The sequence below is a fragment of the Sphingopyxis sp. J-6 genome (genome assembly GCF_046603995.1).
GTDB lineage: Bacteria > Pseudomonadota > Alphaproteobacteria > Sphingomonadales > Sphingomonadaceae > Sphingopyxis.
Genome location: NZ_CP145810.1, coordinates 690,529 through 703,403 on the forward strand (window position 1 = coordinate 690,529; position 12,875 = coordinate 703,403).

The window sequence follows — 12,875 nt, forward strand, 5'->3', positions numbered from 1 at the left end:
TTTCATCCAGCTGCAACTAGAGGCCGAGGGGTGTTGTCGCGCATAAGCGCAGGCAAAGCAACGGGCGGGGTTAACCCCGCCCGTTGCTTTTCGAGTTCGGCGGCGAACGCCGCCGGGGTGGCGTAGCCGAGCGAGGAGCGCGGGCGCTCGGTGTCGTAATCTTCGACCCAGCGGGAAAGGATCGTGCGGGCCTGACCGATCGTAAAGAACAGCGTCTCGTTGAGCAGCTCGTCGCGCATGCGACCATTGAAGCTCTCGACGAACCCGTTCTGCGTTGCATCATTTGGTGAAGGCTGCGGGTTCTATGACTTTGGTGTAGCTTGGGCTTTACGGTGGGGTTTTCGTTCCCACGCCAGACCGATATCCGTGAGGCGAATTGCGATGTCGGCGATATCGATTTTGTCGGGATCGAAATCGCCGCCCCATTCGAGCATGTCTTCATGCTCGGGATGGTCCGGATCAGCGAGTGCTTCGAGATACTCGGCATAGCCGGGAGACCCACCGACGTCCTCGGGCGGGCATCGGCCGGTGGCGGCGAGGAGCGAGGGGTAGGGAAAGCCCGGCACACGCGCTTCGATCCGTTCGACGGTGACGGCATGGTCCCAATTGTCGCCAAAATCATAGATATAGCGGAAGGTTTTGCCGCCGCAGTCGTCGATCGCGGAGCGCAGGGTGGTCTTGCGGGCATCATTCATGCTGGAAAGATAGTCGGGATCGGGAATGCCGAAGGCGGCGTCGCCGGCGAAACGGAACTCGTAGAGATGGGTGTCGGTCCAGCCCATGGCGATCTGGATGACCGTGTGAAGCCGGTCGAGATTGATCGACAGCGGCACCTCGATCCGGCGCATGACCTTCGGCTCGATATCCCTTAGGACGATCTTGAGGCGGGCGATAAGCGTCATGCGGCGACCTGAAGTGCGGGCTGGCGTGTCCGCCATCCCCGGGAGAGAAGCTCGTGGGGACGGTTTTGCGCGATGCTCGCGATGCGGTCAAGGACGTCGGCGAGCCAGACCTGCGGGTCGATATCATTATCATTGAGCTTGGCGGTGACGATGAGTGAATAGAGATCGGCGGCGCGCTCACCGCCGCGGTCGGAGCCGGCGAACCGTCATGACTTGCGGTTATGGAAAGGTATGCATAACCGCAAGAACGCACTGTTTGCCGGCGCCGACGAGGGCGGCGACAACCGGGCGATGATCGCCACGCTCGTTGAAAACTGCAACACCAGCGGCATGGACCCACACGACTGGATGACCGAGACGCTCAGCAAACTCGCCATTGGTCACCCAGCGAATAACGTTGGAAATCTCATACCCTAGGTCGACGTGGGCTGAGAACAGCGCTCTGATGTCCGCTTTCAACCTTTAATGCGCGCGCCATCGGCCGCGTAGTCGCGCGGCGCCGGGAGATGGCCGCGTACAGGTGGGGGCGGGGCCTGAAGGACGTCGGTGATCAAGCTCTGATACGCGGGTTGGATACCGCATTTCCGTGTATGCGTCCCGGAGCTGATCCGAACTTACAACGGGCGTCGGCTAAGCCGGCCACAAAGCGTGTGACGGATATTCCCCTGCTGTGGTCCCGCCCCCGCCTGTACGCGGGAGCTGCATTCCGTCAGGCTGGCTGCACCTCCCTGGCAACAGCCCACATGAAGCCTGCAAGTTCACGGGCGATTGCCGTGCAAACGATCGGGGTTTTCTTGCCCTTGGTGATAAGCGCCCGATATCGGGCCGTCAGTCGGCTTTGCGCCTTCCAAGCGATCTCGCGGACCTTCGGCGTGGTTTGATCGAGACGATACAGCTTGGCTTTTCCGACACGCGGCGGTTGACGGTACGTCCAGGCGCTTTCGACATGCATATGGCGAACACGACCGTTGCCCGCCTTTGTGATCCCGCCGCGGCGAACCGTGTCGCCGGAGGATCGCTCTCCAGGCACCAGCCCCAGATAGCCCATCAGCTGGCGTGGGTTGTCGAACCGGCGCATGTCGCCGATTTCGGTCACGAACGTCACGGCGACGATGAGCTCGACACCCCGTAGCGCCTGAAGCGCACGAACGACAGGCGCCAGCGACCAGCCTGGCAGGAACTCCTCAATCGCTACCTCGATACGTCCGATGCGTTCTTTGGCGACCCGGACCGCATCGACCAGTTCCTGCAGTGCAATTTGATGAGCGGGATGATCGAAGTGCTGCTCCTGGAGCCAGCGAAAGTGGCGGGCACCCCACGTCGTCTTGCGCGGAAAGATACGGCCATGCTTCAGCATGAATGCGCTGACCTGTTGCCGGTGAACCCGCTGGGTCTCGACCGCCGCGGCGCGGGCGCGAACGAGATCGCGCATCGCCTCATGCCCCGCATCGGGCACCCACACCGCCGTCAGTTCGCCGGCTCGCAGCAGCCTGGCGAGCATCATTGCATGGCGCCGATCCGTCTTCACCCGGTCGCCTGCTCGCTTCGGGATCAGCGATGGCGCCACCACCATGCAGGAATGACCGAGCTCGATTATCAGGCGGTAAAGCCCATATCCGGTCGGTCCGGCCCCATAACAGAAATGCACTACCCCATATTTGGCGGTGATCCGCCGCAAGATGCACTTCATCGCATCCAGCGACGCATCGACTTCCCCAATGAAGCGCACTTCGCCACCGCGCCCGCCATCAGCAATCGCAATGGCATTCCGGGCCTTTGCGACATCGATTCCGATGAAAACTTCTGTAGGATGTTCCACGGTTCGTCCTCCTCGTGTGAGGATAGGCCCGGCCCACCCGAGCAACCCTCGGATCACAAGTGTAGGGCGAACCAACACCTTTCACGAAACGGACATACGGTCTTACGGTTCAGCGCGGCTTGATATATGCGATATGGTCACGGCTCGAGGGGGAGGGCGTTTGCCGGTCGCGATGCGGCAGCCGCGTCTAGCTGACAACATGCTGCTTGTCGCAGACAGAGCCCTATTCTTGGAGGTCGCCGTCAAATCCCTCGAAAATTGACCCGCGAATCTGCTTACGCACTTTGCGCTTGAGAATAGACCAAGCAAGCTGTTTGCCGATAAAATCCAGCGGCCAAACCGGCCAGTTCTTGGGCTTCCGATCAACAATCCAGAAATCGGTGAGGTCCGTTGACCGTTCCGCCAACATATCTGCGACCGTCTGGCCATGCAGGTGGTTGATGGCTAGACCATGCCCCCAGCATCCACCGATATAGATAACGCGTTGATCACCGATACTCGTCAAGTGAGGAACCATGTCACGCGTGGCCGACATGTGTCCACCCCAATTATGCTCCAATCTGACGCCCCCAAGAGCCGGGAATATCCGTTTCAGATGAGCGAGCGAGACGTCTCCCCCCTTGGCGCTGACCGCCGGTTCCATCTCATTGCGAACGGGGTGACCGCCATAATAAATGAAATAGAACTGGATACGATGGTCGGCGGTAGGCGCCATATAGTGAAACAGATCAAGCGAGCTCTCGATCGCATTGCCCTGTTTCCAACCAATTTCCGCCCACAGCTTGTCCGAAAGACGCTCCGTCACCGCGCCGCGCGCGAATACCGGCGCCTGGTATGGCGCGAGCTCTCGGCCGACTGGCCCTTGCAGTTGGTGCGTGAAAGCGTTTGTGGCAATCACCACCTTGCTCGCTCCAATAGAGCCGCCCGGAGTCATCACTCGCACACCGCCCGGCCGTCGCTCGATATGTGTCGCGGGGGTGTTTTCATAAACCGTAACGCCCGCCGCTTCGGCCAGTCCCTTAAGGGCGCGCACTTGTTTGCAGGGGTTGAGCAAACCAAGGTCCGTGTCGAAAATGGCCGCTTTGAAGTTGGTATTCCCGTTATAATGGGCCTGCACGTCCGGTGCGGTCAGCCATGAGACCGTATCCACACCGATGTCTTCATAGGTGGAATACAGGTCATGGAGATCGTCCACCCAGCGGTCGTCAAAGGCCACCCGCATAAGACCGGGCGCGCGATAATCGCTTTCGATGCCATTTTGCTCGATGATCTCGCGCGTATAAGCAGTTGCGCGCCGACAATATGCGAAGGCCGCCCTGGATCGCTCGACGCCATATGTCTTGCGGATGGACAATTGGTCCATCCCGAACTGGGGCATGATCCAGCCTGCCGCGCGGCCGCTCGCTCCGAAGCCGATGATCTCGCTCTCGATCAGGACGACCTTGCCCAAGCCGCTTTTTGCGGCATGCCAGGCCGATGAGAGGCCTGCGATGCCACCGCCGATGACGAGGATATCGCATTGCAGATCGGTATCCAGGTCACGATTTGGAGAATAATCGCCAAAGTCGCGGATCCAGAAGGATTTTCCGGCATGCGGAGGCGATGTACGGCGACCGGGCCGGCAAGCCGTGGAAACTTCAGATACCGCTGCCATTAGAGTGTCGCCCTCAAATCGGAGGAATCGAACATCTGTCTGCTGCCGAAATCAAAGATCTCTGCTGCCACATCGACATCCTCACCGCTCGAACCTGCCACTTCATCTTTCCTTTCCGACGTCGAACAATTGGCCTGCCGTACAATGGCGATCCGCCAACTGTGACCTACGTTTTCAGCCGATTATAGAGCGACGCGGCCAGATTATGCGACTGCCGCGATGTATAATAAGCCACGAGGATCAGGGCTCCTACCGCGGGTATCGGAGCAATCAGGAACACAGCAGCGATAGGGTATCCAATCAGGATCAGCGCACCTATTGCGGGGCCGAGCGATTGAGCGGTGACGTTCACAATATATATGGCCCGCGTATAATGTTCTTCCGGATCATTTTCTGCAACTACAGACATGTAGTAAGCAAGTCCCATATTAAATACCGAAAGATATATGGAAAAGGCGACAACGTATAAAGTAACGTTTGTGGCGATGTAGAAGAGCCAGAGAGATATGATAAAAAGAGCAGTAGTAATAACCAGCCACTTTATCCGCCCGCCAGCAGCGCCGAATATGGTCGGCATCAGGCAGCCGGCCACCGAAAATATACAGCCGATCGCGAAGGAACTGGCTATTGCGCTCGGCTCCAGTCCGTTGTCCAGGCCGACCCGTTCGGTAAAGCTAAACCCCACATTGGCGCTTATGGAAAAGAGCAGCAGTGCCAGGAGGCCGACCTTGCCCAGCACTCTAACGTTTGACTGCTCCAGATCGGCGCCGAAAGCACCGGCCTTATGCGTCCTGCCGCGCAGCTCGCGAGGAAGAAGCAGCGCCAAGCCCGCGGCGACGAATAGCCACAGAGCGCCTGATGCGAGGCTTGCGCTGTAGCCAAAATCGGACCTTATGGCATCCAGCACCCAAATTGCGACGGCGGAAAGAAGCATGCCGAGCGTTAGCCCTGCCCCAAATGCGCGGTCCGGAACACGCGCCCGCGCGAGCGCGCACGCAGACACCGTAGTCAGCAAGACCACCCCGAATCCCGCGACGAACCTGATCAGGCACAGAAGAACATAGCTGTCGGCCAATGCCGTTGCCGCATTGGCGATCGTCGCCACGAGCGCCGCGAAAAACGCCAGCGTCCGCCAGGAGAGCCGCGGCATGAGAAAGAAGCCGAGGACGGCCCCTACGATGCCCCCAGCTTGATCAATGGTTTGTACGAACCCGGCCTCGCTCAGACTTATATGTAGTGTATCGACGTAAAGCCCCACAAAGAACGGCGCGATATTGATCAGAATAATCGAAAGCGCGTAGAGGACGCACGCTATTGCCAATGTCCTTGCCGGACGCACGCCGAGCTCGCGATCCATCCCTTGCACCTTTCCCATGCGGTTCAATAAACCGCCCGCCACGCGCGAGCTTCCGGGCCGGCCCGGTTGCTCGTCCTTATAAGGCCGCTGCCTGTATTCCACTACGATCCGACACGCAAATCAATTCGTCAATCGCATAATTTATGCCTTACTTTGTCATTCTAAGCGACCGCCAGCCCAGATTCGGCTCGCGGGCAAGGCCGGGCCGGTCATGGTGTTCCATCACCTGTGCGGCGCTGGCACTGTCGACAGTTGCGCGAGACGAGCGTTTCCAATTTCGCGGCGTCATATGGGGCGACATTCCGCAGGTCGGAGGGCGTTTGCCCCCAGCCGTTTGGAAGGGGGATTTCGCCGGCCTGAAGGTGCGGTGAGAGAGTGGGTGGACTTGCGAGGCATGCCGCGTGATCGGCAATCCTCGCTTGACACCGCGCAACTGCCGATCGATAATTAAATCGTCGTGGAAATAATTATACGCGGCGTGGTACATGAGGCGTTATTCCTAGGAAAATGGGAGATTTGTATGACTTGCAACCTTAAGACGCGATTGGCCCTGCTTGCATTGACGTGCGCCACGCCGCTGGCGGTGGTGGCACGCGAGGCGCCCGCAGAGGCGGCGCCGGCCGACGTTGTCCAGGAACTCCATGCCTTCTACGCCGGCCAAGATCAGGCCAATCGTGACGGTTTGACATCGACCGAACTGGCCAAGCGCTTTTACAGCGACGATGTGATTATCACCGGCGAGGGGGATGTTGCGGCGCGGCGCGGGATCGAGGCTTCCGTCAAGGCCCTTGACGACTGGTTTGCCTATCTTGGTCCCAATGGTAATAAGGGCTGCGCGTTCGCCGTCCAGGATACGGTTGTCTCGTCCGAGCGGGACATGGCTTCGGTTTTTGCAGTGCTGACCTGCCAGCCCAACCCGCCCGCGACTACGAAGCAGGAGACGATTCGCCAGCTTTTCGTGCTGAAGCGCAAACCTGAGGGTTGGCGCGTCGTGCGAGAGATGTGGCAGGCCGGCGGCTTCGGTAACTGATTGCTTCCGGGAAGGCCCATTGCGGTTTTTTGAAACAGCCGCTCGAAGCAATGGGCCTTCCTGATAAAGTTTTCGGGGACGCTGCACGCATTGCAATCCCCCGATGATGGACATGGCTCGTTTGGCAGTTACCCGGAACTGGGCGGATTGGTCTTCTTTCTGGACCTTTTGCAGGTGCTTTCAATCCTCGCAGCTTCCATTCGACGATGTCGGGTACGACATCCTCGACATTCCTGTCCCCCGTTTCGTTCTTAATCCGCAGCCACAAGTTGGCGTCTCGCTTTGCTCGACCCGCAGGTATATTGTGAAGCCGCCGCCACCGGCAAGTCTGGCCGGCCCATCACGCCTTTGTCAGGCCTATCGCGACCCGGGCTCTCGAAGAAGACGAGGGGCCAGGTCTGATGCGGCGAGTCTGCTATACCGCCCTCTCGATCAGCGCGGCGGCGACTGCCAAGATCAGCCCCGGCAAGACGGGAATGGCATATCGGCCTTGCTTGGGCCGGGTTCCTCTCCGCTTCGGTCAATCCGCCGCGCACCCTCCTTCACCGCGTGCCAGGGAAGCGAGATCGGGAGCGTCACTCAGATTTGCGGAGGGTGTGCTACTTGTTCGACCGCGTTGCAGCTCGCGCGGTATGCGGCCCGCTGCCGCGGTGAGAACAGTCAAAGCCAGCGGGGCTGATCTCGTCCCAGCAAGGGCGACCCGCAATCGAGAGACAGGCCGGCATGTTCAAACATCAGTGGTGTGCGTAATCCGTCGACCGGGGATGCGCCCGTCCGATCAAATTGTCTCACCAGTCCGCGCGCCGCGATCTGGGGATCGGCCAGTGCCTGCGCGACCGTGTTGATTGGGCCGGCTGGTACTGTCGCGACCTCCAGCGCGCCCAGCAAGTCGTGCCGCAACCAATTTTGCGTGACTGCGCTGATTATGGCGGTCAATTCGTCCCGGTTGGCTACCCGCGAAGAATTGGTCGCGAATGAAGGTGACGCCGGCAGTTCGTCGAGCCCGACGACCTTGCAAAAACGGTCAAACTGACCATCGTTGCCCACCGCAAGAATTAGTCAGCCATCCTTGGCCGGGAACACGGCATAGGGTGCGATATTCGGATGTGCGTTGCCCAGTCGGGCCGGATTTTCCCGCGTTGCCAGGTAGTTCATCGCCTGATTGGCAAGGACGCCGGTCATGCAGTCAAGCAGGGCAACATCCACATGGTCGCCCCGGCCGGTCCGCTCGCGGCGCGTGAGGGCGGCCTGAATACCGATGACGGCGTATAGGCCCGTCACGATGTCAGCCAAGGCCACGCCGATTTTCTGCGGTGCGCCAGCCGGGTCGCCGGTCAGGTCCATGATCCCGCTCAGACCCTGCACGATGAAATCATAGCCGGCACGGGCGGCATAAGGACCCTCCTGACCAAAGCCACTTATGGAGCAATATACGAGGCGCGGGTTCAAGGCCGAGAGGCTTGCATGGTCCAGCCCGAACTTGGCCAGACCGCCCACCTTGAAATTCTCGATAACGACATCGGCTTCGATCGCCAGGCGGCGCACCTCCTCAAGATCTCGGGCATTGCCGAAGTCGGCGGTAATCGAACGCTTCCCGCGATTGCAGGCGTGGAAATAGGCTGCATCATGTGTTCCGTTGCCATTGTCGATAAATGGCGGCCCCCAACTGTGCGTGTCGTCGCCGTCCGGACTTTCTACCTTCAATACGTCAGCGCCAAGATCCCCGAGGATCTGGCCGGCCCACGGGCCGGCCAGAATTCGGGCCAGTTCAAGGACCCTCAGGCCCTTTAGCGGCTGGCTTGCGCTTGCGGGTTCTTGCTGCATCAGAAAGCCGCGATGTCCGTGATTGCCCGCCCGATAATCAGGGCGTGGACATCATGAGTACCCTCGTAAGTGTTGACCGTCTCGAGGTTCACCATATGACGGATGACCTGATATTCTTCTGAAATGCCGTTTCCGCCGTGCATATCGCGAGCAGCGCGTGCTACGTCGAGCGCCTTGCCGACGTTGTTGCGCTTGACCATCGAGATCATCTCGGGTGCGAAGCGATCCTCGTCCATCAGGCGGCCCACCCGCAGGCTCGCCTGCAGGCCTAGAGCGATGTCGGTGGCCATATCCGCCAACTTCTTCTGATAAAGCTGGGTTGCTGCCAGCGGTCGCCCGAACTGTTTTCGGTCCAGCCCATACTGGCGGGCAGCGGCATAGCAAAACTCGGCCGCTCCAAGCGCGCCCCAGCTAATGCCGTAGCGGGCACGGTTGAGGCAACTGAATGGCCCGCGCATCCCTTCGACGCCTGGCAGTAGGGCATCTTCTGGCACGAAGACCTCGTCCATCATGATCATGCCCGTAATCGAGGCGCGAAGTGACAATTTTCCGGAGATCTTGGGAGTGTCGAGACCCTTGGTTCCCTTTTCAAGGATGAACCCGCGGATCTTCCCGCCATGAACTTCCGACGTCGCCCAGACAATGAAGACGTCGGCGATCGGAGCGTTCGAGATCCAGGTCTTGGACCCCGTCAGCACGTATCCGCCATCGACCTTGCGCGCTCGGGTCTTCATTCCAGCCGGATCGGATCCGGCATCCGGTTCAGTAAGGCCAAAGCAACCAATTAATTCGCCGCTGGCTAAGCCGGGCAGAAACTTCGCCTTCTGCTCATCCGAGCCAAAGACATGGATCGGGTACATGACCAGGGAGGATTGCACCGACATCATCGAACGATAGCCGGAGTCAACGCGCTCGACCTCTCGAGCGACGAGGCCGTAACTCACATAACTTGCGCCCGTGCCGCCGAACGCTTCGGGTATCGTGATACCGAGTAAGCCTCGACGTCCCATTTCGGCAAAAATCGCCGAGTCTGTGTGTTCTTGTGCATAGGCTTGGGTGACACGGGGCTGCAGCTCGTTTTGAGCGTAGGCCCGCGCCGCATCGCGGATCATGCGCTCTTCTTCCGTCAGCTGGTCTTCAAGCTGAAAGGGGTCCGCCCATGAAAAACGCTGCATCTAAAATCCAATCAGAAATTGAAAATTGCGATGCGAAGCATGCGTCGCTTATGGAAATCAAAGCCAACAAACCGGAGGTCTAGGCTGGAGGTGGAGCTCCCCTTGTTGCATGGATTCCGCCATGCCCGAGGAATGAGGGCCCAGCGACCGTTCGAATTTTTCCGTCCGATATGACGGGATCACGACTCGTCCAGCTGAATGGCGGCGAACCGGGAAGGCCGATACCGGCGCAGCCACAGTCCGAACCCTATGCCTGCGGCCATCGCGACCGGGATGCCAATTGGCAATCGATTGACCACCGGATTCTGGCTACCGCTAAGGTACTCAAAATTGTTGACGGCGAAGTACAGCGCCACCAACAGGCCGACAAACGCCAAAATCGGTGCAATAACGTGCTGCCAAAGGTGGCGCTCGGGATGCTCCCGGAAATACGACACCACCGCCAGGCTGGTGAGCGCCTGCATGAACATCACGCCAACGGCTGCAAAACCCAGGACGATCAGCCCCAGTCCGAGCATCGGGTGCAGCCCCAGATAAGCAGCGCTCGTGAAGACGACGAGCGCGACGACTGAAACGGTGGCGCTGGCCGCAGAGGGCGAGCCATGGACAGGATGCGCCCGGCCGAGAGCGCGGGGCAAGCAGCCCTGACGGCCGAGGACGAATAAATAGCGCGCGGCCACATTATGCATCGAAAGGACGGTAGCAAACATGCTGGTGACCAGCGCGACCTGGATGATGGTGGTGAATGCACCGCTGACGTACTGATTGCTGAGCTTAAAGTAGATGAGTCCGACGTCTGCTTCGGGTATGCCTTTGATGTTGTCGGGTCCTATTGCGCCTACGGTGATCCACGATGTGACGAAGTAGAAGATGCCGATGGTGAATATCGCGATGTAGGTGGCCCGCGACACAGATTTCTGAGGCGATTTAGCCTCCTCGGAAAACAGAGCGGCAGACTCGATGCCGAAGTAGCAGGTGAACGCGAGCAGGATCGCAACACCCGGCGCGCCAGTCGTCAGACCACCGATATCCAACGACTGCGTCGGGAATGCCGCCCCGCCCAACTGTCCGACAAGGATGGCATCGAAAAACAGCAGCAGCATGAACTCGATAAGGATGACGGCCAGCACGACCCGGGCGCTGAAGTCGATCTGGCGAAGGCCGAAGAAACCGATCACGACCCAGGCCGTCAGCGAATAAACTACCCAATGAAGGTTAAATCCGAGCAAGTCGCTGAACGTGGTCTGCATCATATAACCGAGATAACTGAAGCCCCCAGGCACGAACATGGTGTAAGAGACTACCGCGACGCCGGCTGCCCCTAGACCGGTGATCGGGCCAAGGCCGCGTGCAATGTAGGTGTAAAATGCGCCGCCAACCAGCACCTCTCGACTGAACGCGGAATAGCCCACTGCGAACAATGCCGTGACGACCGTCGAAATGACGAAGGCAAGCGGCAGGGCGGTTCCACTGCCGAACACCAACGCTACGGGGAGCACCCCGATAACGCAGGCGAGCGGCGCGACAGCGGCGATGACAAAGACGGCCAGCCGAAAAGTACTCAGCGAGCGCGGCAGTGCAACGGTCTCGCTCTCGACGGGAGACGGAACGAGTGCCGATGCAGTGGCGGCATTAATTTGTGTCATGCGTATCTCCATGAACGGCTTTCGGTTGCGTCAGATGCTGATCGTAACGACGGCGGCCTTGATCTCGACGAGCTCCCCGAAACCGCTGCGCTCTGCGCGCCAGCCTTCGATGGCCCATTGCAGCCCCGAAAAAAGGTATGCGATCAAGAGCGTTTGCTGCGGATATCGCCAAGTCCAGATTGCGCATCCGCCTTGCCCCCATTTCGTTCACGCCCGATTTCACAAGACCCGCGTCGGCGCCAGCGGATGTCAAACTGCCGCTTGCGAGGTCGTTCGAGAAATCGACTCGGCCGCGAGCGTCTCGAATTCGTAGCAATTTCGTCACCGTTCGCAACTAATTTATGCGATTGATGATTTTTTCCAGATGCGGACAGGTGGCAGGTCTGGTGTGACACTGCGGATATTATAACGTAGTTAAATAGTTGATAAAATGATGTTAAACTGTGGGCCACGCTTCCCAGCGGATTTGCGGCCGGGGGTTCTTGCCAGTGGGTTCGCATAACCATTGACAACCACCTTAATTATGCGGCAGAATAATTTACTGCATTTTTGCATGACCGAGCTCCTCCCGATGGCGGATTCTGTTTCCCGCGCAGGGGTGTGAGGTGAGGAAATCTCAAATGCTGAGGGGCGCCTCGGCCGAGGCAAACGGGGAGTGGCTTGCGCATTGGCAGGGTGCTCTCGACCGGCGGGGATGAACTATGCAAAAAAGGGAGAAGTATAATGACTGCTCGATTGACTAGGGGTTCGGCCCGTTCCGCACTGGCGATTTCGCTTGCTTTGCTACCGCTCGCAGCTCCCTCGAAGGCTTATGCCCAGGAGAGTGCGGAGCCTGAATCGGGTGCAACGGCCGCAAGCGGCTCCGGCGATATCATCGTTACCGCACAGCGCCGCGAGCAACGTCTTCAGGACGTACCGGTCGCCATTTCAGCCTTTGGCGGTGAGTCGATCGAGAAGCGCCAAGCGGTGCAGATTTCCGATTTGATTACGCTTTCGCCGAACTCGCAGGTGAACTACCCTTTCGGTGAAGGTGGCCCGCCCAACTTTGTCATTCGCGGTATTTCTTCGACCGACTATTCCGCCAATCAGAGCAAGCCGATCGCAATCTATATCGACGAAGGCATCCGCGGTCTGTCGACGTTCGAGACGATGCCTCTCTATGACGTCGAGCGCGTCGAGGTGCTGCGCGGCCCGCAGGGCACGCTCTACGGCAAGAATGCGACAGGCGGCGCCGTGAACATCGTCACGAAAAAGCCCGGCTTTTCGACCGAGGGCTATGTGACGGGCAGCTATGGCAATTTCAATCGCGTTCGGCTGCAAGGTGCGCTGCAGGCCCCGCTGATTGTCAAACGGCGTTCAAAAGGGACCCCCGATCGGCGTCGAAGAGGGACCCCCTTTTCGGATAATATGATGCTGGTTTGTTGAAGATGGCCTTGCGCTGCGTGCGGCGGAGGGCGGGCGTAGCCCG

At 59.2% G+C, this 12,875-nt stretch carries 9 protein-coding genes and 3 pseudogenes; 3 read left to right on the forward strand and 9 right to left on the reverse strand.

Features of this window, described 5'->3' with window-relative positions; genetic code table 11:
- Positions 1-2: 2 nt before the first annotated feature.
- From V6U71_RS03485 to V6U71_RS03495, 3 genes and pseudogenes are all read right to left on the reverse strand, one after another.
- Positions 3-290 (reverse strand): annotated as a pseudogene (locus V6U71_RS03485) (integrase core domain-containing protein); the annotation flags it as partial.
- A gap of 12 nt (positions 291-302) precedes the next feature.
- A complete protein-coding gene (locus V6U71_RS03490; RefSeq protein WP_411341004.1) occupies positions 303-902 on the reverse strand; it encodes a plasmid pRiA4b ORF-3 family protein in 600 nt (199 codons plus the stop codon).
- Positions 899-1,105: pseudogene (locus V6U71_RS03495) on the reverse strand (transposase domain-containing protein); the annotation flags it as partial. The pseudogene V6U71_RS03495 and the gene V6U71_RS03490, both read right to left, overlap by 4 nt.
- 28 nt (positions 1,106-1,133) lie before the next feature.
- On the opposite strand from V6U71_RS03495, the gene V6U71_RS03500 reads away from it, so the two are divergent.
- Positions 1,134-1,319 carry a transposase domain-containing protein gene (locus tag V6U71_RS03500; protein ID WP_058537122.1) on the forward strand — a complete coding sequence of 62 codons (186 nt, stop codon included), beginning with the start codon at positions 1,134-1,136 and terminating at the stop codon, positions 1,317-1,319.
- Positions 1,320-1,611: 292 nt separating this feature from the next.
- Here the strand turns inward: V6U71_RS03500 and V6U71_RS03505 are convergent, their stop codons facing one another.
- The 3 genes from V6U71_RS03505 to V6U71_RS03515 form a co-directional block, all read right to left on the reverse strand.
- Positions 1,612-2,721: an IS110 family transposase gene (locus tag V6U71_RS03505; protein ID WP_058537121.1), complete on the reverse strand. Its 1,110-nt coding sequence runs from the start codon at positions 2,719-2,721 to the stop codon at positions 1,612-1,614.
- Positions 2,722-2,944: 223 nt separating this feature from the next.
- Positions 2,945-4,375, reverse strand: a complete 1,431-nt coding sequence (locus V6U71_RS03510; protein WP_058537120.1) for an NAD(P)/FAD-dependent oxidoreductase — start codon at positions 4,373-4,375, stop codon at positions 2,945-2,947.
- Positions 4,376-4,541: 166 nt separating this feature from the next.
- Positions 4,542-5,732 carry an MFS transporter gene (locus tag V6U71_RS03515; protein ID WP_058537119.1) on the reverse strand — a complete coding sequence of 397 codons (1,191 nt, stop codon included), beginning with the start codon at positions 5,730-5,732 and terminating at the stop codon, positions 4,542-4,544.
- Between the two features lie 544 nt (positions 5,733-6,276).
- Between V6U71_RS03515 and V6U71_RS03520 the strand changes: the two genes are divergently transcribed.
- Complete coding sequence (locus V6U71_RS03520) at positions 6,277-6,762, forward strand: nuclear transport factor 2 family protein (RefSeq protein ID WP_058537118.1); 486 nt, start codon at positions 6,277-6,279, stop codon at positions 6,760-6,762.
- A 660-nt stretch (positions 6,763-7,422) separates the two neighbouring features.
- Here the strand turns inward: V6U71_RS03520 and V6U71_RS03525 are convergent.
- From V6U71_RS03525 to V6U71_RS03535, 3 genes and pseudogenes are all read right to left on the reverse strand, one after another.
- A pseudogene (locus tag V6U71_RS03525) lies at positions 7,423-8,586 on the reverse strand (CaiB/BaiF CoA transferase family protein).
- The gene (locus tag V6U71_RS03530; RefSeq protein WP_058537117.1) at positions 8,586-9,761 is read right to left on the reverse strand and encodes an acyl-CoA dehydrogenase; all 1,176 of its coding nucleotides are present in this window, start codon (positions 9,759-9,761) and stop codon (positions 8,586-8,588) included. Before V6U71_RS03530 ends, V6U71_RS03525 begins: the two are co-directional and overlap by 1 nt.
- Before the next feature lie 179 nt (positions 9,762-9,940).
- Entirely contained in the window at positions 9,941-11,407 is a 1,467-nt protein-coding gene (locus tag V6U71_RS03535; protein ID WP_197411403.1) for an APC family permease, read from the reverse strand.
- A gap of 723 nt (positions 11,408-12,130) precedes the next feature.
- Here V6U71_RS03535 and V6U71_RS03540 point away from each other — a divergent pair.
- On the forward strand, positions 12,131-12,832 hold the full coding sequence (locus V6U71_RS03540; RefSeq protein ID WP_411341005.1) for a TonB-dependent receptor: 702 nt from the start codon (positions 12,131-12,133) through the stop codon (positions 12,830-12,832).
- Positions 12,833-12,875 lie beyond the last annotated feature (43 nt).

Bases quoted from the DNA above. Each gene is read 5' to 3' on its own strand.
- V6U71_RS03490 (WP_411341004.1), bottom strand. From the start codon at position 902: ATGACGCTTATCGCCCGCCTCAAGATCGTCCTAAGGGATATCGAGCCG.
- V6U71_RS03500 (WP_058537122.1), top strand. From the start codon at position 1,134: ATGCATAACCGCAAGAACGCACTGTTTGCCGGCGCCGACGAGGGCGGC.
- V6U71_RS03510 (WP_058537120.1), bottom strand. From the start codon at position 4,375: ATGGCAGCGGTATCTGAAGTTTCCACGGCTTGCCGGCCCGGTCGCCGT.
- V6U71_RS03515 (WP_058537119.1), bottom strand. From the start codon at position 5,732: ATGGATCGCGAGCTCGGCGTGCGTCCGGCAAGGACATTGGCAATAGCG.
- V6U71_RS03530 (WP_058537117.1), bottom strand. From the start codon at position 9,761: ATGCAGCGTTTTTCATGGGCGGACCCCTTTCAGCTTGAAGACCAGCTG.
- V6U71_RS03535 (WP_197411403.1), bottom strand. From the start codon at position 11,407: ATGACACAAATTAATGCCGCCACTGCATCGGCACTCGTTCCGTCTCCC.
- V6U71_RS03540 (WP_411341005.1), top strand. From the start codon at position 12,131: ATGACTGCTCGATTGACTAGGGGTTCGGCCCGTTCCGCACTGGCGATT.